We start from the raw sequence: 25,913 nt of genomic DNA, 5'->3' as shown, positions 1-25,913 counted from the left end.
GAAGAGGCAATCCGATTGGGAGGCGGAGGTCAAGTTGGGGAGGCGGCGCCTTTCTTACCTCGCCCCGCTTGCGGGGAGAGGTCGGCGCGCAGCGCCGGGTGAGGGGGTACCGGACCAACCACGTTCTCGAATCGTGGAGAGAGCCCCTCACCCCGACCCTCTCCCCGCGAAGAGCGGGGCGAGGGAGCGCACCGTCCTACGTCGCTGCAGTCGTCACGCCGCCATCGACCACGATGGTCTGTCCGGTCATGAAGGTCGAGGCGTCCGAGGCGAGATACGCGACCGCACCGGCGATTTCGTCGGGCTCGCCGATGCGGCGCAGCGGGGTCGAGGCGGTGCGGCGCTTAAGGTTGTCAGGGTCTTCCCATAGCGCCTTGGCGAAATCGGTTTTCACCAAGCCCGGCGCCACGCAGTTGACGCGGACGCCTTTCGGGCCCCATTCGCCGGCGAGGCTGCGGCACAGCGCGAAGTCAGCAGCCTTGGAGATGCCGTAGGCACCGATCACGGTGGAGCCGCGCAAGCCGCCGATGGACGAGATGATCACCACCGAGCCGTTGCCGCGTTCGGCCATTTGCGGGATCGCAAGCGCGCAGAGCCAGATGTTGCTCTTGACGTTACTGCCCATGATCTTGTCGAAGGCCTCGTCCTTGATGTCGAGCAGCGGGCCGTAATACGGGTTCACCGCGGCGTTGCAGACGAGGATGTCGACCTTGCCGTAATGCTTTGTGGTGCCCGCGACCAGCGCCTCGACTTCCTCGCGGCGCGAGATGTTGCAGGGAATGACATGGGCGTCGCCGCCGGCCTTGTTGATGCCTTCGGCGACCTCCTGGCAGGCGTCGGCCTTGCGGCTGGAGATCACGACCTTTGCGCCGAGTTTGGCGAGCAGCTCCGCCGAAGAGCGACCGATGCCGCGGCTGGAGCCGGTGATGATGGCGACTTTTCCGGTGAGATCGAAGGGGGTGTTTTTCATTGTTGTTGGCTCCCTGACGTTTGTTCGCTTTCCGTCATGGCCGGGCTTGACCGGCCATCCGCGACTTCCCTTGCCGCCAAGACGTGGATGCCCGGCACATCTAGCGCGAAGACGCGCTTCGCGCTTCTGGCCGGGCATGACGCCTATTGCGTAGCTGCGGTGAGGCTCAGACCAGCCCGCCAGCGTCGGTGACGCGGCGGAGGTGGTAGTCGGTGTCGCCAAAGCTGTTTTCGATCATGGTCAGCCGCTTGAAGTAGTGGCCGATCTTGGCTTCCTGGGTCATGCCGATGCCGCCGTGAAGCTGGATCGACTGCTGGCCGATGAACTTGCCGGACTTGCCGATCTGCACCTTGGCGGCGGCGACCGCGGTCGCGCGCTCCTTGGCGCTGTCGAAATCGGCAGCCATGGTCGCGAACATCGACATGCTGCGGGCCTGTTCAAGCGCCACGAACATATCGGCGGCACGGTGCTGCAGGGTCTGGAAGCTGCCGATCGGCACGCCGAACTGTTTTCGGGTCTTGAGATATTCGACCGTGCTTTTGAGCGATTCATCCATCGCGCCGACCGCCTCCGCGCACATCGCGGTGCGGGCTTCGTCCACCACGCGCTCGACCAGCGCCAGGCCGTTCTCGGGATCGCCGATCGCGGCATCTGCGCCGACCTCAACGCCGGTCAGCGTGATATCAGCGGCATGCAGGCCGTCCTGGGTCGGATAGCCCTTGCGGGTGACGCCCTTGGCATTCGCCGGCACGACGAACACGCCGACGCCGGCCTTGTCGCGCTGCGCGCCCTTGGTGCGCGCGGTTACAATCAGCGTGTCGGCGTTCTCGCCGTTGAGCACGACGAACTTTTCGCCGTCGATGACCCAGCCCGCGCCCTTCTTCTTGGCTGATGTTGCGACATCGCCGAGATCGTAGCGCGAGTTCTTCTCGAGCTGCGCGAAGGCAAAGGTCTTGCTGCCGTCGATGATGCCGGGGATATGCGCGGCCTTCTGCTCGGCCGAGCCGCCATGGCGCAGGAAGCCTCCGCCGATCACGACGGTCGCCAGATACGGCTCAAGCACCAGCGCCTTGCCGAGCGCTTCCATCACGATCATGGTCTCGACCGCACCGGCGCCGAAGCCGCCATCGGCTTCCGCGAACGGCAGGCCCAGCAAGCCCTGCTCGGCGAGCTTGCCCCAGACCGCCTTGCTCCAGCCGCCCTTTTCTTTCTGGTACTTCTTGCGCGCATCGAAATCGTAGGAGTCGGTCAACAGACCGTCGATGCTTTCCTTGAGAAGGCGCTGCTCCTCGGACAAATCAAAATCCATGTTCTTTTCCCTGACTACACGTCGTCACTAAAATTTTCGCTGGCATACGCCGCCGGCTTCTCAACCTCTCCCCGCCAGCGGGGAGAGGTCGGATCGCCCTTGCGATCCGGGTGAGGGGGTACAGGTCTCGCAACAGTCTTTGCTCGGAGAGATGCCCCTCACCCCTGCCCTCTCCCCGCGAAGAGCGGGGAGAGGGTGAGGAAGCTAAAGCCCCAGCACCGCCTTGGTGATGATGTTGCGCTGGATCTCGTTGGAGCCGCCGTAGATCGAGACCTTGCGGTTGTTGAAATAGCTCGGCGCGATCTGGGCGGTCCAGTCCATGGTCTCGTTGGAGCCGTCATCGCCATGCACGTCGTAGGGCGCGGCGAACGGGCCGATCACTTCCATCAGAAGCTCGGTGGTGGTCTGCTGGATTTCCGATCCCTTGATCTTCAGCACCGAGGACGCCGGGTTGGGCTTGCCCTTGCCGTGCTTGCCCTCGTCGGCGACGACACGGAGTTGGGTGAGCTCCAGCGCCTTGAGCTCGATTTCGCAGGCCGCCAGCTTCTCGCGGAAACCCTGGTCTTCAAGTACGGGCTTGCCGTTCTGTTCGACCTTCGAGGCGAGATCCTTGATGCGGCGCAGCCGCTCCTTGGAGACGCCGACGCGGGCGATGCCGGTGCGCTCGTTGCCGAGCAGGAACTTTGCGTAGTCCCAGCCCTTGTTCTCCTCGCCGATCAGATTCTCGACCGGCACCTCGACGTCGTCGAAGAACACTTCGTTGACCTCATGGCCGCCGTCGATGGTCTCGATCGGGCGCACGGTGACGCCCTTCGACTTCATGTCGAACACGATGAAGGAGATGCCCATCTGCTTCTTCGCGTTGGTGTCGGTGCGGCACAGGCAGAAGATCATGTCGGCGTGCTGGGCGAGCGTGGTCCAGGTCTTCTGGCCGTTGATGATGTACTTGTCGCCCTTGCGCTCGGCCTTGGTCTTGAGCGAGGCGAGGTCCGATCCCGAACCCGGCTCCGAAAAGCCCTGGCACCACCAGTCGTCGACATTGGCGATGCGCGGCAGATACTGCTTCTTCTGCTTCTCGTTGCCGAAGGTGTAGATCACCGGCCCGACCATGCTGACGCCGAAGGCGAGCGGCGCCGGCGCGGGGTGCATCTGCAGTTCTTCGTTGAAGATGTAGTGCTGCACTGAGGTCCAGCCCGTGCCGCCATATTCCTTCGGCCAGTGCGAGCAGCCCCAGCCCTTCTTGTTCAGGATGCGCCACCAGGCAACCATCTCGTCCTTGGAGAGGTGACGCCCCTCCACCATCTTGCGCCGGGTTTCCGGCGGCACGTTGCCCCTGAAGAAGGCCCTCACCTCCTCACGAAACGCGATTTCTTCCTTGCTGAAAGCGAGATCCATCGGATCCTCCTTGTGAGCGAATAATTCCAAATCAGGTTACGCGACGTCTTTCTTGATGGCGCCCAGCGCCGGCTCCTGCTGCATGCGCAATTCGTGGCGAGACAATTTTCCGACCGCGGTGCGCGGCAGTTCGTCGAGGAAATCGACCGCGGCGGGAAGCTCGTGCTTGCCGAGCTTGCCGGTCAGGAACGCGCGCAGCTCATCCAGTGAGAAGGGTTTGGCGCCATCGCGCAGCTTGATGAAGGCTTTTGCGGACTCGCCGCGGTAATCGTCCGGGATGCCGATCACGATCACCTCCTGCACCGCAGGATGCGTATAGATCGCCTGCTCGATCATCTGCGGATAGACGTTGAAGCCGCCCGAGATGATCATGTCCTTCTTGCGGTCGACCAGATAGAAATAGCCATCGGAATCCATGTAGCCGATGTCACCGGTGAGGAAGCGGTCGCCGACAAAGGCTTCCGCGGTTTCCTTCGGCTTGTTCCAGTAACCCTTGGTGACGTTCGGCCCCCTGATGCGGATTTCGCCGGTCTCGCCGACGGCCAGCACCTTGGTCGGGTCTTCCAGCGACACCACGTCGATCTCGATGCCGGGCAGCATCACCCCGACCGAGCCCGGCTTGTCCGGTCCATCCTCCGGATGTGCCGTGCCGGCCGGGGACGTCTCGGTCATGCCCCAGCCGCTCCTCAGCTTCATGCCGACCTTGCTCTCAAAAATCCTTGCGACTTCCATCGGCAGCGGCGCGCCGCCCGAGCCAGCGCTGCGCAGCGACGAAAAATCGCGCTTGTCGAGATCAGGCAGCGCGGCGATGGCGATCCACATCGTGGGCACGCCGGGAAAAATGGTGGCGCGCTTGGCCTCGATATCGCGCATCACGGCCTCGACGTCGAAGCGCTGGTGCAGCGAGACCAGGTTGCCACGGCGGAGCGAGGAAAGCATCACCACTGTGAGCGCAAAGATGTGAAACAGCGGCAGTACGCAGATCACGCGCTCGATCGCGTTGCGCTCGGCGCGCGCCGGCTTGCCCCAGACGTCGTAGATCGACACGGCCGAGGTGAGATTGCCGTGGCTCAGCATCGCGCCCTTTGGCAGGCCGGTGGTGCCACCGGTATATTGCAGCAGCGCGACATCATCGGCCGAAATCGTAGGCCATTGCGCCGGCTTCGATACGCCGTCGGAAAATTGCTTGTAGGTGACGATCGCAGGATTATCCGGCAGCGCCGTCTGGGGCGTGCCGACCTTGCCCCAGTGATCGTCCTCGCAGACGATCAGGCGATCGAGCAGGCCCTTATCGAGAAATTTCAGCGCGGTCGGCAACAGCGCCGAGAGATTGCTGGTGACCAGCACGCGCGAACCGGAGTCCGTAAGCTTGTGCGACAGCGCGATCTCGCCATCCAGCGGCGATAGATGCACGACGCGCGCACCTGCCTTCAAGGCGCCGAAGAAATTGATGGGATGGTCGGGCGAATTGCCGAGGAACAATGCGACCGAGCTGTTCTTGCCGTAACCGGCGCGAAGGAAGGCGCTGGCGGCAATCTCGACCTTGTCTTCCAGTTCGCTGTAGCTGATCGGCCGGTCGCGGAATTCGATGGCAGGGCGCGAGCCGAACTCAGCGGCGGCCTCCGAGAGCAGATCCGGCAGCGTGCCGCGTGCGATCGGATCGTCCCAGCGGACGCCTTGCGGATAGAACTGTTCGCCGGGATGGGTCATGGAAGCTTTCAGTACAACGCGCCAACCAAGCCGTCATTCCGGGAGGCTCGCGACCAGCGAGCGAACCCGGAATCTCGAGGTTCCCTGGTGCGCACCTGCGCACCAGGGTTCGCGCTATGCGCGCCCCGGAACGGCATGGAGAGCGCACATCGGCTCATCAAGCTGCTTTCGATTTTTCGGCCAGCGACGCAAAGGTCTTGCCTTCGGCGGCGAGGCGCTTGAGCAGGGCTGACGGTTCGAGCGAGGGATCGTTGGTCTCCTTGGCGTAATAGGAGAGACGATCGGCGATGTGCTTGAGCCCGACCTGGTCGGCATAGAACATCGGGCCGCCGCGATAGATCGGCCAGCCGTAACCATAAAGCCAGATCACGTCGATGTCGCTCGGACGCGCCGCGATCCCCTCTTCAAGGATGCGGGCGCCCTCGTTGATCATCGGGTACATCATGCGTTCCAAAATTTCGTCGTCGCTGACGACGCGCTTCTTGCGGCCGAGCCGCTGCAGCGTCTCGTCGATCAGTTTTTCGACTTCCGGATCCGGCAGCGCCGCGCGGGAGCCGGCTTCATACTTGTAGTAGCCTTTGCCGGTCTTCTGGCCGAAGCGCCCGGCTTCGCACAGCGCGTCGGCGATTTCCGACTTGATGCCGCGGTCCTTGCGCGAACGCCAGCCGATATCGAGGCCGGCGAGATCGCTCATCGCGAACGGGCCCATCGGCATGCCGAACTTCGTCACCACGGCATCGACCTGCTGCGGCAATGCGCCCTCGAACAGCAGCTTTTCCGACTGCTTGCCGCGCTGGGCCAGCATGCGGTTGCCGACGAAGCCGTCGCAGACGCCGACCACGGCCGGCACCTTTGCGATCTTGCGCGCGATCGAAACCGCTGTTGTCAGCGCGTCCGGCGCGGTCTTGTCGGCGCGAACGATCTCGCACAGCTTCATGACGTTGGCCGGCGAGAAGAAGTGCATGCCGAGCACATCCTGCGGACGCTTCGTCACCTTCGCGATTTCGTCGATGTTGAGGTACGAGGTGTTGGAAGCCAGCACCGCGCCCGGCTTGGCGTGCTTGTCGAGCGCCTCGAACACTTCCTTCTTTACCGCCATGGTTTCGAACACGGCTTCGATTACCAGGTCAGCATCCTTGACGTTCTCGAGGCCGACCACGCCTGTGATCAAGCCCATGCGCTTCGCCGGCGCATCCGCCGGGATGCCGCCGCGCGCGGCAGTCGCTTCGTAATTCTTCTGCATTACGCCCAGACCGCGCTTGAGCTGCTCTTCGCTGGTCTCGATCAGCGTGACCGGGATACCGGCATTGGCGAACGACATCGCGATACCGCCGCCCATGGTGCCGGCGCCGATGATGGCGACGCGCTCGACAGGACGCGGCTTGGTGCCCTCGGGCACGCCGGCGATCTTGGCGGCTTCGCGCTCGGAGAAAAAGGCGTAGCGCTGCGCCTTCGACTGGTCGCTCGACACCAGCTTGAGGAAACCTTCGCGCTCCTTCTTCAACCCTTCGTCGAACGGCAGCTCGATCGCGGCGCGAACGGCATCGGCGGCAGCGAACGGCGCTTCGAGCCCGCGCGCCTTCTTGGTCAGGGCTGCGACCGCATTGGTGAAGATCGAAATGTCGGCCTTGGCCGCTGCGAGCTTGGCGTCGTCGTCGCGCAGCTTGCGCAAGGGACGCTTCTCCGCCAGCACCTTGCGGGCAAAGGCTTCGCCACCGGATGCCGGACCTTCGACGATCTCCTCGATGAGACCGGCCTTCTGGGCTTCCGCCGCGCCGATCGGATCGCCGCTGACGATCATCTTGACCGCGAGTTCGGGGCCGACCGCGCGCGGCAGCCGCTGGGTACCGCCGGCGCCCGGCAGCAGGCCGAGCTTCACTTCGGGCAGGCCGAGCTTGGCTTCCTTGGTCGCGACGCGATAGTGGCATGCCAGAGCAACTTCGAGGCCGCCGCCGAGTGCGGTGCCGTGAATGGCTGCAATGATCGGCTTAGGCGAATTCTCCATCAGAACGAGCACTTCGGCGAGACCGGGCGGCTTCGGCGGCTTGCCGAATTCGGTGATGTCGGCGCCGGCGATGAAGGTACGGCCCGCGCAGGTCAGCACGATGGCCTTAACCTCCGCGTCCGCGATCGCGCTCTTCATGCATTCGAAGATGCCGCCGCGCACCGCGGCGCTCAGCGCATTGACGGGAGGACTGTTGACCGTGACGATGGCGATGACGTCATGACGCTCGAGTTTTACCACTTCGCTCACGGGACTCTCCCTGGATCGTTGTTCTCTGGATCGTTTGTTCTTGGATGCCGATCAACTTGCGTTGAGTGGCTACGGTCGATTTCGTCGATTTCGCACTGCGAAATTTAATTCCACATCTTGACACGGAGGGTTATTTTGAAGCACGTCCGTTGTCAACGAGCTCATCAGCAGTAGCGGGTAATGAAGCGTCCAGGGAAAAAGGTGGCGACCGATCGCAGCTTCGTCGTCGCACTCTCCCGCGGACTCGATGTGTTGCGCGCATTTCATCCCAACGACGGGCTTCTCGGCAATCAAGAACTCGCCGCCCGTACTAATTTGCCAAAGCCAACCATTTCGCGGCTGACCTACACCCTGACCAAGCTGGGTTATCTTACACCCGTTCCGCGTTTCGAAAAGTATCAGCTCGCACCATCAGCCATGGCGCTGGGGTATGCCGCCCTTGCCAATCTCGGCGTTCGGCATTTGTCCGAACCCTATCGTGAAGAGCTGATGCGCGAGACCGGCGGCGCCGTCGCCGTCGGCGGACGCGACCGTCACAGCATGATCTATTTCGGGCAGAGCCGTAACGGGCTGACGCTCGGCGTCCAGCTCGACGTCGGTTCGCGCGTACCGATCGCGACGTCGGCGATGGGCCGTGCGTATATCTGGGCACTGCCCGACGACGAACGTGCCTCTTTATTGCGCGACCTGCGCGACCATTACGGCAGCCGATGGGCCCGGATGCGCGACGGCATCGAGCGCTCGGGCGAAACGGTGGCGAAACACGGGTTCGCGATTTCCGCAGGCGAATGGCAGAACGATGTGCACGCGGTAGGTGTAGCGCTGAAGCTCAATGACGGAACCGGGCCGTATGCCTTCAATTGCGGCGCGCCGGCATTCCGCTTCACGGAAGACCGCCTGATGAGCGATATTGGACCTCGCCTTGTCACGATGGTAAGGAAAATCGAGGCAGCGCTGGGCGGCGCAGCACCGCAATCCAAAAAAACAGAAAACAAGAAGTTGAAAGCAGGAGGGAAAGTTGCACGTTTGGCCGAGGGGATCAGATAGCCTTCATCATGACCGGCGAAAATGTTCGCATGGTCATTCCTGCCCCCTGATCAGGGCGGGCGAGACGAGATGACGCAGGCACAGCTCGCGCAGGGAAATGCCCCCCTGCTCGCGGTTCGCGACGTCAGCGTCGTGTTCGGCGGCATCATTGCGCTGAATGGCGTATCCTTCGACATGCACAAAGGCGCAATCCTCGGCCTGATCGGACCGAACGGCGCCGGCAAGACGACGCTGTTCAACTGCCTCTCCAGACTCTATCAGCCGTCTTCCGGTGATATCCTGATGGAGGGCGCGAGCATCCTGACGCGTCCGCCGCACCGGATCGCCGAAATCGGTATCGGCCGCACCTTCCAGAACGTCGCGCTGTTTCCCAATCTTTCAGTGCTCGACAATGTTCGCGTGGGCACGCACTCCCGCACCTCCAGCGACATCGTCAGTGACTCGCTGAAGCTCGGCAAGGTCCGCCGCCTCGAGGCCGAGATCAACCAGAAGGTCCACGAGATTCTGGATTACCTGGATCTCAATGACGTCGCCCATACGGTGGTTTCCGGCCTGCCGTTCGGCACACAGAAGCGCGTCGAGCTGGCGCGCGCGCTCGCCGCCGATCCGAAAATCCTGCTGCTCGACGAGCCCGCCGGCGGCCTCAACCACGAGGAAGTCTATGTGCTCGGCGACCTGATCCGCCGAATTCGCGACGAGCGTCACATGACGGTGCTGCTGGTCGAGCATCACATGGGTCTGGTGATGTCGATCGCCGACCACGTCGTCGCCCTCAACTTCGGCCGCAAGCTCGCCGAGGGAACACCGGCCCAGGTCCAGGCCGACCCGGATGTCATCAAAGCCTATCTGGGGAGCAAGGACCAATGACCGCGATGCTCAACATCAAGGATCTCCGCGCCTATTACGGCCAGGTCCAGGCGCTTCACGGCCTGAGCTTCTCCCTCAACGAGGGCTCGCTGACCACATTGCTCGGCGCCAATGGCGCCGGCAAGACCACCACCCTGCGCGCGATCTGCAACATGGTGCGCTCGACCGGTGCGATCGAGTTCGAGGGCAAGCCGCTCGCCGGCAAGTCGACCGAAAACGTCGTCCGTCTCGGCATCGCGCATGTGCCGCAGGGCCGCGGCACCTTCACCACCATGACGGTGGAGGAAAACCTCCAGCTCGGCGCCATCACCCGCAGCGACAAGAAGAGCATCGTTGCCGATATCGAGCGCATGTACGACCACTTTCCGGTGCTGAAGGAACGGCATACCCAGCAGGCGGGCACGCTTTCAGGCGGCGAGCAGCAGATGCTCGCGGTCGCGCGGGCGCTGATGCTGCGGCCGCGGCTGATGCTGCTGGACGAGCCGTCGTTCGGCTTGGCGCCCCTGATCGTGCGCGAGCTGTTCAAGATTCTCGGCAAGATCAACCGCGAGGACAAGGTCACCATTCTGGTGGTCGAGCAGAACGCGCAATTGGCGCTGGAACTCGCCGACCAGGCCTATGTGATCGAAACCGGAAAGATCGTGATGTCGGGCAACGCCAAGGACATCGCGACCAACGAAGACGTCCGCAAATCCTATCTCGGCTACTGAGGAGCTGGCCATGGAACTGTTTACAAACCAAGTCCTGGCCGGCATCGCCACGGGCGCGATTTACGCCTGTATGGCGCTCGCGGTCGTGATGATCTACCAGGCGATCGACCATCTCAATTTCGCCCAGGGCGAAATGGCGATGTTCTCGACCTTCATCTCCTGGCAATTGATGCAGTGGGGCCTCCCTTACTGGTGGGCCTTCCTGGCCACGCTGATCATCTCCTTTGCCGGCGGCATCCTCATCGAGCGGCTGCTGTTCAAGCCGCTCGCCAAGGCGCCGGTGCTGACCAACGTCGCCGGTTTCATCGCGCTATATGGGATCATCAACTCGGTCGCGGGCCTGATCTGGGACTTCACCATCAAGCAATATCCGACGCCGTTCGGGTCCTCGCCGTTCCTCGGCAGCCAGCTGATCTCGACCCACCAGGCCGGCATGATCGGCGTTACCGTGCTGTTGCTGATCCTGCTGTTCCTGTTCTTCCAGTACACGCGGATCGGTCTTGCGATGCGCGCCGCCGCCGCACTACCTGAATCGGCGCGGCTGGTCGGCATCAACACGTCCTGGATGATCGCACTAGGCTGGGGCATGGCCTCGGCGATCGGCGCAATCGCCGGCATCCTGATCGCACCCGTCGTGTTCCTGGAGCCGAACATGATGCTGGGCGTGCTGCTCTACGGCTTCGCGGCGGCCGTGCTCGGCGGCCTGACTTCGCCGCTGGGCGCCGTGGTCGGCGGCTTCCTGGTCGGCATCTTCGAGAATCTCGCCGGGACCTACATTCCCGGCGTCGGTAACGAGCTGAAACTGCCGATCGCGCTTGCGCTGATCATCACCGTCCTGGTCTTCAAACCCGCTGGCCTGCTGGGCCGGCCCATCGTGAAGCGAGTTTGATCATGAGCGCTGTCGAAGACGTCGCCACAGAAGCACCGGCCGTCGAGGCCGTTCCGAAGCGCGCCATGACGCTCGGCCTGGGCACCTCGCTGGTCGTGCTGGCCGCGCTGGTCCTGGCCCCGCTGTTCGTCAAGAACTTCATCATCTTCCAGATGACGATGCTCCTGATCTACGGCCTTGCGGTTCTCGCGCTCAACATCCTGACCGGCGGAAGCGGCCAGTTCTCGCTGGGCCAGAGTGCATTTTACGCAGTGGGCGCCTACACGTCGGCGATCCTGATGGAACACGTCGGCATGAACTACGCGCTGACGCTGCCGATCGCGGGGCTGATCTGCTTCGGCTTCGGATTCCTGTTCGGCCAGCCGGCGCTGCGGCTTTCCGGCGTCTATCTCGCGCTGGCAACGTTCGCGCTTGCCACCGCGATGCCGCAATTGCTCAAGCTCGGCTTTTTCGAGCACTGGACCGGCGGCGTGCAGGGATTGGTCGTGACCAAACCCGATGCGCCGTTCGGCCTGCCGATGTCGCAGGACATGTGGCTGTATTACTTCACGCTCGTGATCACGATCGGCATCTATATCGCCTCGGTCAACTTGCTGCGGTCGCGCTCGGGCCGCGCCTTCATGGCGATCCGTGACAACGAGATCGCGGCGTCCGCGATGGGCGTCGACGTCGCGCTATACAAGACGCTGGCGTTCGGCGTCTCGGCCGGCATCACCGGCGTTGCCGGCGGCTTGGGCGCTATCGCAGTGCAGTTCGTGGCGCCCGATGGCTACACCATCGTGCTGTCGATCTCGCTGTTCCTCGGCATGGTCGTCGGCGGCGTCGGCTGGCTGCCGGGATCGATCGTCGGAAGCGCCTTTATCATCTTCGTGCCGAATATCGCCGAAGGTATCTCAAAGGGCCTTTCCGGCGCGGTATTCGGCGTACTCCTGTTCCTCGTCATCTTCCTCGTGCCGCACGGCGCCAGGCAGGTCGCGATCGTCGCCCAGCAGATGCTCGGCAAACTCAAGAAGAACTAAGAACTCAAAGAACAAACTCGGGAGATATTATGCTTGCAACACTACGGACCGCCGCATTCTCGGCGGCGGTCACTGCCATTGCTTTCACCCCCGGCAACGCCCTCGCTCAGAAAAAATACGATACCGGCGCGACCGATACCGAGGTCAAGATCGGCAACATCATCCCCTACAGCGGACCGGCGTCCGCCTACGGCTTGATCGGCAAGACCGAAGAAGCCTATTTCAAGATGATCAATGACAAGGGCGGTATCAACGGACGAAAGATCAATTTCGTCAGCTATGACGACGCCTACAGCCCTCCGAAGGCGGTCGAGCAGGTACGCAAGCTGGTCGAGAGCGACGAAGTGCTGGTCGTGTTCAACCCGCTCGGCACTCCGTCCAATACCGCAATCCAGAAATATCTGAATGGCAAGAAGATACCGCAACTTTTCGTCGCCACCGGCGCTACCAAGTGGAACGACGCGAAGGGCTTCCCGTGGACGATGGGATGGCAGCCGAGCTACCAGAGCGAAGCACAGATCTATGCAAAATATCTGCTGAAGGAAAAGCCGGACGCCAAGATCGCGATCCTCTATCAGAACGACGACTTCGGCAAAGACTACCTCAAGGGCACCAAGGACGGACTGGGCGCCAAGGCATCCTCGATGATCATCGTGGAGGAAAGCTACGAGATTTCGGAACCGACCATCGACTCCCACATCGTCAAGATCAAGGCCGCCAATCCAGACGTGCTGCTGATCTATGCTACTCCGAAATTCGGCGCGCAGACCATCAAGAAGACCGCCGAGCTGGGCTGGAAGCCGCTGCAGATCATGACCAATGTGTCCGCCTCGGTGGGTGCGGTGATGCAGCCGGCAGGGTTTGAAAACTCCCAGGGCGTGCTGTCGGCAGCTTACGCCAAGGACGCTGCCGACTCGCAGTGGAAGAGCGATCCCGGCATGATGAAGTGGAGCGAGTTCATCGACAAGTACATGCCGGGCGCCGACCGGACCGACAGTGCGCTCGTCTATGGCTACGGCGCGGCACAAACCCTGGCGAAGGTTCTGGAAATGTGCGGCGATGACCTCTCCCGAGCCAACGTGATGAAGCAGGCGGCAAACCTGAAGGACTTCACGCCCGACACATTGTTGCCGGGCGTCAAGATCAACACCAGCGCCACCGATTTCGCTCCCATCAGCCAGTTGCAGATGCAGCGCTTCAAGGGCGAGAAATGGGAATTGTTCGGCGAGATCATCAGCGGTGACGTAGCCTCGCACTAAGTCTGCTGCCTGGCTGAACAGGCGGTCCTTGTGACCTTCTGTCGAGACAGCAAAGATTAATATTCCGCCTCGCGGGCAGCCCGCGACATCAGACTAAATACCGCCCCCCGCGACACCGTCGCGGGGGGCTTTTTGTTGCTGGACGGGGCCGAAAGGTATTCAATGCCCTCAAGAGCCGCCAAGCGCTCCAATCAAAAAGAAGATGACACATCCATCGTGATCCTAGGGAGATCAAAATGTCCGTTATCAATTTGCGATTGGGAGCCTTTGCGGCTGCCCTCGCACTGCTTGCCGCGACCAGCAGCGGCGCATTGGCACAAAAGAAATACGACACCGGCGCCACCGATACCGAAATCAAGATCGGCAATATCATGCCCTACAGCGGGGCGGCCTCCGCTTACGGCGTGATCGGAAAAACCGAAGAGGCCTACTTCCGAAAGATCAACGCCGAGGGTGGCATCAACGGCCGCAAGATCACCTTCATCAGCTATGACGATGCCTACTCTCCGCCAAAGACGGTGGAGCAGGCGCGCAAGCTGGTCGAGAGCGACGAAGTGCTGCTCGTCTTCAATCCGCTGGGTACCCCGCCGAATTCAGCGATCCAAAAATACCTGAACACCAAGAAGGTCCCGCAACTGTTCGTCGCCACTGGCGCCACCAAGTGGAACGATCCGAAAGAGTTCCCGTGGACGATGGGCTGGCAGCCCAACTACCAGAGCGAGTCGCAGATTTACGCAAAGTATATTCTGAAGAACCATCCGAACGCGAAAATCGCGGTGCTCTATCAGAACGACGACTACGGCAAAGACTATTTGAAAGGCTTCAAGGACGGTCTCGGCGCCAAGGCCGCATCCTTGATCGCCATCGAGGAAAGCTACGAAGTTTCCGAACCGACGATCGACTCCCACATCGTCAAGCTGAAGTCGACCGGCGCCGATGTGTTCTTCAACATCACCACGCCGAAGTTCGCGGCGCAGGCGATCAAGAAGAATGCCGAGATAGGCTGGAAGCCGCTGCACTTCCTCAACAACGTCTCGGCCTCGATCGGCAGCGTCATCAAGCCGGCCGGCTTCGAGAATGCGCAGGACATCATCTCGTCGCAATACCTGAAGGACCCGACCGACAAGCAGTGGACGAAGGACGCCGGGATGCTCGCCTGGAACGAGTTCCTGGACAAGTATTATCCGGAAGCCAACCGCGCGGATGCGTCGGTGATGTTCGGCTACACCGTCGCACAGGGTCTCGTGCACGTGTTGAAGGCTTGCGGCGACAATCTCACGCGCGAGAACGTCATGAAGCAGGCCGCCAGCATCAAGGACCTCGAACTCGGTGGCTTTCTACCGGGCATCAAGGCCAATACCTCGGCGACGGACTTTGCCCCGCTCTCACAACTGCAGTTGGTAAGGTTCAAGGGCGACACCTGGGAACGCTTCGGCGAAATCCTCTCCGCCGACGTCGGCGGTTAACGCCGCCGGAACTGGCTACTAAAGAAGCAGCCCCTGCGGCTTTGCCGCAGGGGCTTGTTATTGTGAGGCTTCCGGCAAGATGCTAATCACGACGCCGTCAAAAGAGCTTCTGCTAAAGGGCCTGACGGTTGGATTTAATAAATGAAAAGGGAGAGACAGAAATGTCCACAATGAAAAAACTGGCGGTCGTTTCGGCGGCGTTCGGATTACTCGCGGCGACTTCGAGCGGCGTTCTCGCACAGAAGAAATACGATCCCGGCGCGAGCGACACCGAAATCAAGATCGGCAACATCATGCCCTACAGCGGACCGGCTTCCGCCTACGGCGTGATCGGCAAGACCGAAGAAGCCTACTTCAAGAAGGTCAACGCCGAGGGCGGCATCAACGGCCGCAAGATCAACTTCATCAGCTATGACGACGGCTACAGCCCGCCGAAGACGGTGGAACAGGCGCGCAAGCTGGTCGAGAGCGATGAGGCCCTGATCGTCTTCAACCCGCTCGGCACCCCACCGAACACGGCGATCCAGAAGTATCTCAACTCCAAAAAGGTACCGCAGCTTTTCGTGGCTACCGGCGCCACCAAATGGAACGACCCGAAGAATTTCCCCTGGACCATGGGCTGGCAGCCCAACTACCAGAGCGAAACCGTCATCTACGCCAAGTACATCCTGAAGAATTTTCCGAATGCCAAGATCGGCGTGCTCTACCAGAACGACGACTACGGCAAGGACTATCTGAAGGGCTTCAAGGACGGACTCGGTGCGAAGGCCGCCTCGATGATCGTCATGGAGGAGAGCTACGAGGTTTCCGAACCGACGATCGATTCGCACATCGTCAAGCTGAAGTCGACCGGCGCCGACGTGTTCATGAACATCACCACGCCGAAGTTTGCAGCACAGGCGATCAAGAAGAACGCCGAGATCGGCTGGAAGCCAACGCACTTCCTCAACAACGTCTCGGCCTCGATCGGCGCCGTCATGAAGCCCGCCGGCTTCGAAGCCAGCCAGGGCATCATCTCCTCCGCCTACCTCAAGGACACGTCCGACCCGCAGTGGAAAGACGACGCCGGCATGAAGGCCTTCGATGAATTCCTGACGAAGTATTTCCCGGAAGGTAACCGGATCGATGGATCGGTGATGTTCGGTTACACCGTTGCCCAGGGCCTCGTTCACGTCCTCAAGGCGTGCGGCGATGATCTGACGCGCGAAAACGTCATGAAACAGGCGGCCAACATCAAGGAGCTCGAACTCGGTGGCCTGTTGCCCGGCATCAAGGTCAACACCAGCCCGACCGATTTCGCTCCGATCTCGCAGGTCCAACTGCAGAAGTTTAAGGGCGAAGCGTGGGAATTGTTTGGCGAGATTATGAGCGGCGACGTCGGCGGCTAGCCTGGTCTCCAAAGCCACCAAACCGCATCAGGCCCCCTGCAACACCTTGCGGGGGGCCTTTTCGCGAGCCTTCTGCTATCGCCCGATCGGAAAAGCCGATTGGCCAGCCAAACCGCTTACACTTCGGCGGATCATGCGCTAGGTATCGGCTTGGCACCCCCGCACAAGAAGCCGCAGCGCCTGTTCCCATGGGCGCGGAAGAACACGGAGTTTTGCGAAATGTCCCTGCTGACCCGACGCCGTATCGCCACCACCCTGCTCGGCCTCGCGATGGCCACCAGCGCCACCGCCGCACTGGCGCAGAAGAAGTACGACACCGGCGCCAGCGACACCGAGATCAAGATCGGCAACATCGTGCCCTATAGCGGCCCGGCGTCAGCCTATGGTGTAGTCGGCAGGGCGATGGGCGCGGTATTCAAGAAGGTCAATGACGAGGGCGGCATCAATGGCCGCAAGATCAACTTCATCTCCTATGACGACGCCTATTCGCCGCCGAAGGCCGTCGAGCAGGCGCGCAAGCTGATCGAGAGCGACGAGGTTCTGCTGCTGTTCGGCACGCTCGGCACCCCCTCCAACACCGCGATCCAGAAATACGTCAACAGCAAGAAGGTACCGCAGCTGTTCGTCGCCACCGGCGCCACCAAGTGGAACGACCCGAAGGCGTTTCCCTGGACCATGGGCTGGCTGCCGAGCTACCAGAGCGAGTCGCGCATCTACGCGAAGTATCTCACGAAGGAGAAGCCGGCGACCAAGATCGCCGTGCTCTACCAGAACGACGACATGGGCAAGGACTATCTGAAGGGCATCAAGGACGGCCTCGCCAAGGATACCTCCCGCATTGTTGCGGAGGAAAGTTACGAGGTGTCGGAGCCGACCATCGACTCGCATGTGGTGCGGATCAAGTCGTCCAATCCGGATGTCGTGGTGTTCTTCACCACACCGAAGTTCGGCGCGCAGGCGATCAAGAAGCTCGGCGAGATGAGCTGGAAGCCGGTCACCATCATCTCCAATGTCAGCGCATCCACCGCGACCGTGATGCGGCCCGCGGGGCTGGAGAATTCGCAGGGCGTGATCTCGGCCGCTTACGCCAAGGACGCCGGCGATCCCCAGTGGGAGGGCGATGCCGGCATCAAGGCGTTCGACGCGCTGCTGGCCAAATATCTGCCGGATGTCAATCGCGTCGATTCCTCGGCCATGACCGGCTACAACATGGCGACCACCATGGTCGAAGTGTTGAAGCGCTGCGGTGACAATTTGACCCGCGAGAACGTGATGAAGCAGGCCGCGAGCATGAAGCAGTTCCCGCAAGGCGGGCTGCTGCCGGGCGTCACCATCTCCACCGGGCCGGACGACTTCCAGCCGATCGAGCAATTGCAATTGATGACGTTCAAGGACGGCCGTTGGCAGTTGTTCGGCGACGTCATCAGCGGCGAACTAGCCCACTAGAGCGCAATGGCCTTTCTTCGAAACGTCATCCCGCTCTATCTCTTTGATTTGAGCATGATCTCCGCGCAAACGCGTTCCGCGTTTGTCGCGAGGGAAAACCGGGAACCACTTTTCCGGATCATGCTCTAGGACAGGATTGCCATGACCGACCGACGCCCCCTCCTGCGTTCGATCTTCGATGCGGCGGTTGCGGCCGCACATCCCGACGTCGTGCTGTCGGCGCATCTGCGCCCGGTGCCGAAGGGTAAGGTGATCTGCCTTGCCGCCGGCAAGGGCGCGGCAGCGATGGCTGCCGCGGCCGAACGGCACTATCTCGATACGCTGGGGCTCGATCCGTCGCGACTGACCGGCCTTGCCACCACGCGGCACGGCCACGGCGTGCCGACGCGGCGCATCAGGGTTATCGAGGCCGGCCATCCCGTGCCCGACGAAGCCGGACTGAAAGCCGCCGACGAAACGCTGCGTCTCGCGGCTGAAGCAACCGCTGACGATCTGTTGCTGGTGCTGTTGTCCGGCGGCGGCTCGGCAAACTGGATCGCGCCGGTCGACGGCGTGTCGTTCACGCAGAAGCAGCAGGTGAACCGCGCGCTGTTGCGTTCGGGCGCGCCGATCGGCGAGATGAACATCGTCCGCAAGCATCTGTCGCGGATCAAGGGCGGCCGGCTGGCACGCGCCGGACAGCGCGCCGCCGAGATCGTGACGTTCGCGATATCAGACGTGCCGCACGACGATCCATCCGCGATCGCATCGGGACCGACGGTGCCCGATCCGAGCACGCTGGCGGATGCCCGCGCGCTGGTGGCGAAGTATAACCTCACGGTCGACGATGCCGTCAGGCGCGCGCTCGAAAATTCCCGGAATGAGAGCTGCAAGCCCGGCGATGACGCGTTTGCCCGCGCGCAATTCAAGATGATTGCGAAGCCGAAGGCTTCGCTGGACGCGGCCATCAAGGTCGCAAAGGACGCCGGCTACGAGGTTATTGGCCTCGGCGCCGATCTCGAAGGCGAGGCACGCGATGTTGCGGCCGATCATGCGCGGCTGGCGCTCAAGGCAAAGAGCGAAGGCAAACGCATCGCGATCCTTTCGGGCGGCGAACTCACGGTGACCGTGCGCGGCAACGGCCGTGGCGGCCCCAACCAGGAATATGCGCTGGCGCTGGCGGATCTTCTGAAGGACACGACCGGCATCGTGGCGCTGGCCGCGGACACCGACGGCGCCGACGGCGGCGCCGGTAGCGCAACCGATCCGGCCGGCGCGGTGATCGATCAGGCGACGTTTGCGAAGATGAAGTCGCTCGGCCTTTCACCCGCGGCCTATCTCGCCAACAACGATGCCACCGCGTTCTTTTCGGCCACCGGCGATCTCCTGCTGACCGGCCCGACGCTCACCAACGTCAACGACGTCAGGGTAATTTTGGTAGACCCCGCCTAGGTTTTCCGAGCCGTTTCCAGCATCCTGTGCGTGCCAAAACGGCGTTAACGCTTTGTTGAGCAAGTTGCGAAGAACCGGCGCGCATCCGCCGGTATCGAAGGCGCGATTCACCGGCTTGGGCTTCTAATGGCCGCTCTCCTGGAGGGAGGAGAGCCGCCGATAGCGGCTGGGGAAACGCCTTATGACGGATCACGGCCAGATTTCCGCCCTGCGGTCAGCGCCCTTGAGTGCGCGGTTCGAAGAAGCGATCAACCATTTGTCGCTTGGAATCGTCGTATTCGACGAGAAGCGCGAAGTCGTTTTCTGCAACGAGCGCTATCGGGAAATGTACGGGCTGTCGCCTGAAGAGGTGAAGCCGGGAACGCCGACCCGTGAACTGATCCAGCACAGGCTCAATCTTGGCCTCAAAGTGCAGATCGCACCCGATGATTACATCCGTGAGCGCGTCGGCCGCAACATCGCACTCGACACCACGGTGCAGGAATTCGGTGACGGCCGGATCATCGCCTACACCGTCTACCCGCTGCCGGGCGGCGGCGGGATGGCGACCCACGAGGACATCACCGAGCGCGAAGAGCTCAACGCCCGGCTGAAGAAGCAATACGAACTCGGCAAGGAGCAGGAAGAGACGCTGCGCGTCAGGAATTTCCAGTTCGACACCGCCATCAACAACATGTCGCAGGGTCTGTGTTTCTTCGATTCCGACCACCGCCTGATCGTCTGCAACGACCGTTTCGTCGAGATCTATAATATCCCCGCCAACCGTGTCCATCCCGGCATGAAGCTGACGGAGATTGTCGATCTGCGTATCGAGGCCAGAAGCTTTCCGGCCATGACACGCGAAGAATACATCCGCTGGCGCAACGACGTCGCGGTCTCCAATGAAGCAAAAGACAGCATTGTCGGATTGCAGGACGGGCGCACGATCAAGATCCGACACCGGCCAATGCCCGGCGGTGGCTGGGTCGCGACCCATGAGGACATCACCGAGCAGCGCCAGTCCGAGGTCAAGATCGAATACATGGCGCACCACGATGCGCTGACCGATTTGGCCAACCGGGTGCTGCTAAACGATCGGCTCGAATACGTGCTGGGCCGGGTTCAGCCTGACGAAATGGTGGCCGTCCACCATCTCGACCTCGACCAGTTCAAGGCCGTCAACGATACGTTCGGCCATCCCTGCGGCGACAAGCTGCTCAAGACCGTCGCCGAACGGTTGCGCTCCCTCGTTGGCGAAGCCGACACAATCGCGCGGATGGGCGGCGATGAATTCGTAATCGTGCAGGCCACGATCGCGGACCCGGCCGAGGCGACCGCGCTGGCGCAGGGCGTCATCGACGCGCTGAGTGAACCCTATGACATCGATGGCCAGCAGGCCGTAATCGGCGTCAGCATCGGCATTTCGGTCGGTCCCGGCGACGGATCGAACCCCGACAAATTGTTGCGCAACGCCGACCTCGCGCTCTACCGCGCCAAGAGCGACGGCCGCGGCACGTTCCGTTTCTTCGAACCCGTGATGGACCTGCAGATGCAGACCCGCCGCATCATGGAGCAGGACCTGCGCAAGGCGCTGCCGGCCGGCGAATTCGAGTTGCACTACCAGCCGGTCGTTAACCTGGCGAGCAAGGAAATCAGCGGCTTCGAGGCCCTGATACGCTGGAATCATCCGAGCAAGGGAATGATCTCGCCGGCGGACTTCATTCCGCTGGCCGAAGAGATCGGCTTCATCGTTCCGCTGGGCGAGTGGGTGATCCGACAGGCCTGCGCCACTGCGGCGCGATGGCCCGGCGACCTTCACGTCGCCGTCAATATTTCAGCGATCCAGTTTCGCAGTCCCGGCCTGATGCAGGTGATTATCAGCGCGCTCGCAGCTTCCGGCCTCGCGCCCACGCGGCTGGAGATCGAGATCACCGAGAGCGTGTTGCTGCACAACAAGGAAGCGACGCTTGCGGTGCTGCATCAGTTGCGGGCGCTCGGAATCCGGATCGCGATGGATGATTTCGGCACCGGATATTCGTCGCTGACGTACCTGCAGAGCTTTCCATTCGACAAGATCAAGATCGACCGTTCCTTCGTCAAGAACATCACCGAGAATTCGAGCTCGCTCAACATCGTGCGGGCGGTCGCAGCGCTCGCCAATGGCATGGGCATGACGGCCACCGCCGAGGGCGTGGAAACCGCGGAGCAGCTCCACAGCATCGCTTCCGAAGGATGCACGGAGATGCAGGGTTTTCTGTTCTCGCGGCCGCTTCCCGCCGCCGAGATCGAGCGGCAATTTCTGTCGGGACGCGCGCCGCGCGATATTCAAGGCCGTATCGTCGCGGCCTGATTGATCTACACCGTCATTCCGGGATGGTCCGTAGGACCAGACCTCAGATGCGCAATTGCGCATCGGGGAATCTCGAGATTCCGGGTTCGCATCGTCGATGCGCCCCGGAATGACGAACAACAATCAGAACTCCGCCGCGATCTTCGACAGCATTTCGAGCAGCGCTACGCGGTTGGCGGGGCCCAGCAACTCGTTGAGCCGCGCCTCGTGCTTGCTGGCAACCAGCTTCTTGGCGCGCGCCAGCACCGCCCTTCCCTTGTCGGTCAGAGCCAGGATGTGCGAGCGGCGGTCGTTGGTCGAGCGCATCCGGGCGCACAGGCCGCGGCTTTCCAGCGCATCCAGCATCGAGACGAAATTCGGCCTGAGGATGCCGAGCGTGTTGGCGATTTCGGTCTGGTTGCGTCCGGGATTGCGGTCGAGCAACAGCAGCACCGAGAATTGCGCCGGCGTCAGTTGCAGCGGCGCGACACAGCGCAGAAAATCCTCGAACACCTTGAGCTGCGCGCGCTTGAGCGAATAGCCGAGCAGTTCGGCCAGCTCGCCCAGTTGCAGCCCGGCATGGTCAGCGGCGCCGTCGCCAAGATCCTTGCCGCCGGTGCGAGAAGGCTTGACGGCATCGGTCGCTGCCTTGGAAACTGTCATCGGATAAAGCTCGTCGTCCGGAAAGTAAGGTCCCGCCGGTGGCCGGGCCTTGATGTTATATTTGATAATTGTTATAGAGTATATCAAATATCGGCGTCTTTCAACTGCCGAGATGGGGGACGACCGGCTGACCGCATGAGGTCCAGACCGGCGACGCTTTTAGGGGGAGCGCCAGTCTTGAACACGACGATCATGCTGTTCCTGCTGCAGGACGGCATCACCAATGGCGCGATCTATGCGCTGCTCGGGCTTGCGCTGGTGCTGGTGTTTGCCGTCACCCGCGTCATCCTGATCCCGCAGGGCGAATTCGTCACCTATGGCGCGCTGAGCTACGCCGTGCTGGCGACCGGCAAGGTGCCGGGCACCGCGTGGCTTGCGATGGCGATGGGCCTGGTCGCCTTTGCTCTTGACCTGTTTGACGCGCGGCGATCGCTGCGGCTCAAGCGGATATTGCGCTCCCTTGCCCTCAACATCGTGCTGCCCGCCGCCATACTGGCCCTGACCTATGGCCTGGCCGGGCCCACGACCCCGATCGCGGTCAACATCGCGCTGTCGCTTTTGATCGTCGCGGCGATCGGACTGTTCCTCTACCGCATCGCGTTCCAGCCGCTCGCCCATACCTCAGTGCTGGTGCTGCTGATCGCCTCCGTCGGCTGCCATCTCGCTTTGCAGGGCTTAGGCCTGGTGTTCTTCGGCGCCGAAGGCATGCGCGGACCGGCTTTGTCGAGCGTGGCGCTGACGGTCGGTCCTTTGCGCTTCACCGGCCAGAGCCTTGCAGTCTACGGGCTGACGATCGCCTTCATCGTCGCGCTGTGGCTGTTCTTCGGCTTCACGCTGATGGGCAAGGCGCTGCGCGCCACCGCCGTCAACCGGCTCGGCGCCCGCCTCGTCGGCATCCGCACCACGCTGTCGGGCCAGATCGCGTTCCTGCTGGCGTCCCTGATCGGCGCGATTTCCGGCATCCTGATCGTGCCGATCACCACGCTCTATTACGACACCGGCTTCCTGATCGGCCTGAAAGGTTTCATCGCCGCGATCATCGGCGGGCTGGTGAGCTATCCGCTGACCGCGGTGGCGGCCTTGATCGTCGGCAGCGTCGAGGCCTTTTCCTCGTTCTACGCCAGTAATTTCAAGGAGGTCATCGTCTTTACGCTGATCCTTCCCGTGCTGGTGCTGCGTTCGCTCGCAGCGCCCGCGGTCGAGGAAGAGAAGGACTGACGGCAATGCATCAGCGGCTTCCTGTCCTCATCTTCGCACTCGTCATGGCGGCGATCCCGTTCATTCCGGGCGTTCCGCCGTTCTGGATCGTGTTGCTCAACAATATCGGCCTCGCCGCCCTGGTGGCGATGGGGCTGGTGCTGCTGACCGGCGTCGGCGGCCTCACGTCATTCGGCCAGGCAGCCTTCTGCGGCTTCGGCGCCTACACCACCGCGGTGCTGACGACGGCCTACGGTTTTTCGCCGTGGCTGACATTGCCGCTCTCGCTGCTGGTCAGCGGCGTGGCGGCTGTCCTGCTCGGGATCGTCACGGTGCGGCTATCCGGCCACTATCTGCCGCTCGGCACCATCGCCTGGGGCATCGGGCTGTTTTATCTGTTCAGCAAGCTGGAATTCCTCGGCCGCAATGACGGCATATCGGGCATCCCGCCGCTCTCGATCGGCAATTTCAAAATGCTCGATCCCGGCTCGATCTATTTCGCGATCTGGATCGCGGTACTGATTTCGGCGCTATTGACCATGAACCTTCTGGACTCCCGCACCGGTCGCGCGATCCGCGCGCTGCGGCGCGGGCATATCGCCGGCGAAGCGTTCGGCGTGCAGACGCCGCGCGCCAAGCTTTTGGTGTTCATCTATGCGGCGGTTCTCGCCGGCCTGTCCGGCTGGCTCTATGCGCATTTCCAGCGCGCCGCCAATCCAACGCCGTTCGGCGCGCAGGCCGGCATCGAATATCTGTTCATCGCCGTGGTCGGCGGCGCGGGCTATGTCTGGGGCGCGGTGCTCGGCGCCGGAATCGTCGTCATCCTCAAAGAGGTGCTGCAGAGCTATCTGCCGTATGTCTTTGGCGGCCAGAGCCAGCTCGAAACCATCGTGTTCGGCATCCTGCTGGTGGTGCTGCTGCAACTGGCGCCAACCGGCGTCTGGCCCTGGCTGATGGCGCGTCTGCCGCTCAAGCCCGGCCGCAAGGTGCCCGACACATCGCTTCCCCTTGCCAAGCGCGAGCGCGCGCCGGCCTCCGCTGCCGCGCTGCTGCAGATCGAAAAAGCGCGCAAGCAGTTCGGCGGCGTGATTGCCGTCAACGACGTTTCCTTCGAGGTCCAGGCGCGCGAGATCGTCGCGCTTATTGGTCCCAACGGCGCCGGCAAGAGCACGACCTTCAACCTGATCACGGGCGTGCTGACGACGACCGGCGGCACCATCTCGGTGCTGGGCCACAAGGTCGACAATGCCCCGCCGCAGGAAGTCGTCAAACTCGGCGTCGCGCGCACCTTCCAGCACGTCAAGCTGGTGCCCGACATGACCGTGCTGGAGAACGTCGCGATCGGCGCGCATCTGCGTGGGTCTTCGGGCGCGATCTCAAGCATGTTCCGGTTCGACCGCGCCGACGAGGCGAAGCTGCTGGCGGAAGCCGCGCGCCAGATCGAGCGCGTCGGCCTCGGCGACCAGATCGACCAGTTGGCGGGAAGCCTGTCGCTCGGCCAGCAGCGCATCGTCGAGATTGCGCGCGCGTTATGCGTCGATCCGTTGCTGCTGCTGCTCGATGAGCCGGCGGCGGGATTGCGTCACATGGAGAAGCAGCGGCTCGCGGCGCTGCTCCGTCAATTGCGCGACGGCGGCATGTCGGTGCTGCTGGTCGAGCACGACATGGGTTTTGTGATGGATCTCGCTGACCGCATCGTGGTGCTGGATTTCGGCACCAAGATCGCCGAGGGGACGCCGGCTGCGATCAAGACCAATCCCGACGTGATCAAGGCCTATCTCGGAGCTACCGCATGAGCGCGCTGTTATCGGTCTCCGACGCCCATGTTTCCTACGGCAAGGTCGAAGCCGTGCGTTCGGTGTCGCTCGATGTCGCCGACAACGAGATCGTCACCATCATCGGCGCCAACGGCGCCGGCAAGACCACGCTGCTGAACGCCATCATGGGCGTGCTGCCGCTCAAGGGGGGTGCAGCGTTCGCCGGCGACGACATGGCTCCGCTCGACATCGAGGATCGCGTCGCGGCGGGTTTGTCTCTCGTGCCCGAGCACCGCGAATTGTTCGGCACCATGAATGTCGAGGACAATCTGGAGCTCGGCGCTTTCCGGATTCCGAAGGCCACCGCAGTAAATTCGTTCGAAAAAGTCTACACGCTGTTTCCGCGGCTGAAGGAGCGGCGCAAGCAACTGGCCGGCACGCTCTCCGGCGGCGAGCAGCAGATGCTCGCGATGGGCCGCGCGCTGATGGGCGCGCCAAAACTGCTGATGCTGGACGAACCGAGCCTTGGCCTCGCCCCGATCATCGTCGCCGACATCTTCCGCACCATCGGCGAACTGCGCGCCGCCGGCGTGTCGGTGCTGCTGGTCGAGCAAAACGCGCAAGCTGCTCTCAAGATCGCCGACCGCGCCTACGTCATGGAGCTCGGCGAATTCATCCTGAGCGGATCGGCAACGGATATCGCCAGCAACCAGCGTGTCGCGGCAAGCTATCTCGGATTCCAGCACGAAGGCGCGAGCGGGATTTAGCGGACTGCCCTACGAGTTCAGGGTAGTCGGCGGGCGTCCGCTTTGGTGTGCGTTCTGGACC

Annotated in this window: 20 protein-coding genes; 14 read left to right on the top strand and 6 right to left on the bottom strand. The window is 62.4% G+C overall.

Features of this window, described 5'->3' with window-relative positions; genetic code table 11:
• Nucleotides 1-196 precede the first annotated feature (196 nt).
• The 5 genes from ACPPVP_RS05445 to ACPPVP_RS05425 all read right to left on the bottom strand — a co-directional run bounded on the left by ACPPVP_RS05445 (nt 197) and on the right by ACPPVP_RS05425 (nt 7,638).
• On the bottom strand, nt 197-970 hold the full coding sequence (locus tag ACPPVP_RS05445) for an SDR family NAD(P)-dependent oxidoreductase (protein ID WP_426532017.1): 774 nt from the start codon (nt 968-970) through the stop codon (nt 197-199).
• A gap of 166 nt (nt 971-1,136) precedes the next feature.
• Entirely contained in the window at nt 1,137-2,279 is a 1,143-nt protein-coding gene (gene pimD, locus ACPPVP_RS05440) for a pimeloyl-CoA dehydrogenase small subunit (RefSeq protein ID WP_426532015.1), read from the bottom strand.
• Between the two features lie 204 nt (nt 2,280-2,483).
• Nucleotides 2,484-3,674: a pimeloyl-CoA dehydrogenase large subunit gene (gene pimC, locus ACPPVP_RS05435; protein WP_426532014.1), complete on the bottom strand. Its 1,191-nt coding sequence runs from the start codon at nt 3,672-3,674 to the stop codon at nt 2,484-2,486.
• 36 nt (nt 3,675-3,710) lie between these two features.
• Nucleotides 3,711-5,384: a dicarboxylate--CoA ligase PimA gene (gene pimA / locus ACPPVP_RS05430; protein ID WP_426532012.1), complete on the bottom strand. Its 1,674-nt coding sequence runs from the start codon at nt 5,382-5,384 to the stop codon at nt 3,711-3,713.
• 157 nt (nt 5,385-5,541) lie between these two features.
• On the bottom strand, nt 5,542-7,638 hold the full coding sequence (locus ACPPVP_RS05425) for a 3-hydroxyacyl-CoA dehydrogenase NAD-binding domain-containing protein (protein ID WP_426532010.1): 2,097 nt from the start codon (nt 7,636-7,638) through the stop codon (nt 5,542-5,544).
• 180 nt (nt 7,639-7,818) lie between these two features.
• On the opposite strand from ACPPVP_RS05425, the gene ACPPVP_RS05420 reads away from it, so the two are divergent.
• From ACPPVP_RS05420 to ACPPVP_RS05370, 11 genes are all read left to right on the top strand, one after another.
• Complete coding sequence (locus ACPPVP_RS05420; protein ID WP_426532009.1) at nt 7,819-8,685, top strand: IclR family transcriptional regulator; 867 nt, start codon at nt 7,819-7,821, stop codon at nt 8,683-8,685.
• A 69-nt stretch (nt 8,686-8,754) separates the two neighbouring features.
• Nucleotides 8,755-9,552 (top strand): ABC transporter ATP-binding protein, encoded by a 798-nt coding sequence (locus tag ACPPVP_RS05415; protein ID WP_426532007.1) that lies wholly within the window; start codon nt 8,755-8,757, stop codon nt 9,550-9,552.
• Nucleotides 9,549-10,262 (top strand): ABC transporter ATP-binding protein, encoded by a 714-nt coding sequence (locus tag ACPPVP_RS05410; RefSeq protein ID WP_426532005.1) that lies wholly within the window; start codon nt 9,549-9,551, stop codon nt 10,260-10,262. Before ACPPVP_RS05415 ends, ACPPVP_RS05410 begins: the two co-directional genes overlap by 4 nt.
• A gap of 10 nt (nt 10,263-10,272) precedes the next feature.
• The gene (locus ACPPVP_RS05405) at nt 10,273-11,151 is read left to right on the top strand and encodes a branched-chain amino acid ABC transporter permease (protein ID WP_426532003.1); all 879 of its coding nucleotides are present in this window, start codon (nt 10,273-10,275) and stop codon (nt 11,149-11,151) included.
• 2 nt (nt 11,152-11,153) lie between these two features.
• Nucleotides 11,154-12,170, top strand: a complete 1,017-nt coding sequence (locus ACPPVP_RS05400) for a branched-chain amino acid ABC transporter permease (RefSeq protein WP_426532001.1) — start codon at nt 11,154-11,156, stop codon at nt 12,168-12,170.
• Nucleotides 12,171-12,199: 29 nt separating this feature from the next.
• Nucleotides 12,200-13,429, top strand: coding sequence for an ABC transporter substrate-binding protein (locus ACPPVP_RS05395; RefSeq protein ID WP_426531999.1), 1,230 nt, complete (start codon nt 12,200-12,202; stop codon nt 13,427-13,429).
• Between the two features lie 236 nt (nt 13,430-13,665).
• Nucleotides 13,666-14,895: an ABC transporter substrate-binding protein gene (locus ACPPVP_RS05390; protein WP_426531997.1), complete on the top strand. Its 1,230-nt coding sequence runs from the start codon at nt 13,666-13,668 to the stop codon at nt 14,893-14,895.
• A 161-nt stretch (nt 14,896-15,056) separates the two neighbouring features.
• Complete coding sequence (locus tag ACPPVP_RS05385; protein ID WP_426531995.1) at nt 15,057-16,283, top strand: ABC transporter substrate-binding protein; 1,227 nt, start codon at nt 15,057-15,059, stop codon at nt 16,281-16,283.
• Nucleotides 16,284-16,502: 219 nt separating this feature from the next.
• The gene (locus tag ACPPVP_RS05380; protein ID WP_426531993.1) at nt 16,503-17,729 is read left to right on the top strand and encodes an ABC transporter substrate-binding protein; all 1,227 of its coding nucleotides are present in this window, start codon (nt 16,503-16,505) and stop codon (nt 17,727-17,729) included.
• Nucleotides 17,730-17,870: 141 nt separating this feature from the next.
• Nucleotides 17,871-19,160, top strand: coding sequence for a glycerate kinase type-2 family protein (locus tag ACPPVP_RS05375; RefSeq protein ID WP_426531991.1), 1,290 nt, complete (start codon nt 17,871-17,873; stop codon nt 19,158-19,160).
• 181 nt (nt 19,161-19,341) lie between these two features.
• Nucleotides 19,342-21,489 carry a sensor domain-containing protein gene (locus tag ACPPVP_RS05370; protein WP_426531989.1) on the top strand — a complete coding sequence of 716 codons (2,148 nt, stop codon included), beginning with the start codon at nt 19,342-19,344 and terminating at the stop codon, nt 21,487-21,489.
• A gap of 123 nt (nt 21,490-21,612) precedes the next feature.
• Here ACPPVP_RS05370 and ACPPVP_RS05365 read toward each other — a convergent pair whose 3' ends face one another.
• Nucleotides 21,613-22,131 (bottom strand): MarR family winged helix-turn-helix transcriptional regulator, encoded by a 519-nt coding sequence (locus ACPPVP_RS05365; RefSeq protein ID WP_426531987.1) that lies wholly within the window; start codon nt 22,129-22,131, stop codon nt 21,613-21,615.
• Nucleotides 22,132-22,308: 177 nt separating this feature from the next.
• Between ACPPVP_RS05365 and ACPPVP_RS05360 the strand changes: the two genes are divergently transcribed.
• From ACPPVP_RS05360 to ACPPVP_RS05350, 3 genes are read left to right on the top strand one after another with little or no spacing between them, the layout of a single operon-like run.
• Nucleotides 22,309-23,349 carry a branched-chain amino acid ABC transporter permease gene (locus ACPPVP_RS05360; protein ID WP_426531985.1) on the top strand — a complete coding sequence of 347 codons (1,041 nt, stop codon included), beginning with the start codon at nt 22,309-22,311 and terminating at the stop codon, nt 23,347-23,349.
• A 5-nt stretch (nt 23,350-23,354) separates the two neighbouring features.
• A complete protein-coding gene (locus tag ACPPVP_RS05355) occupies nt 23,355-25,124 on the top strand; it encodes an ABC transporter permease subunit (protein ID WP_426531983.1) in 1,770 nt (589 codons plus the stop codon).
• Nucleotides 25,121-25,852 (top strand): ABC transporter ATP-binding protein, encoded by a 732-nt coding sequence (locus ACPPVP_RS05350; protein ID WP_426531981.1) that lies wholly within the window; start codon nt 25,121-25,123, stop codon nt 25,850-25,852. Before ACPPVP_RS05355 ends, ACPPVP_RS05350 begins: the two co-directional genes overlap by 4 nt.
• Nucleotides 25,853-25,913 lie beyond the last annotated feature (61 nt).

The sequence above is a fragment of the Bradyrhizobium sp. McL0615 genome (assembly GCF_049993905.1).
In the GTDB taxonomy this organism is placed as follows: Bacteria; Pseudomonadota; Alphaproteobacteria; order Rhizobiales; family Xanthobacteraceae; genus Bradyrhizobium.
This window is presented reverse-complemented; position numbering and strand designations above follow the sequence as displayed.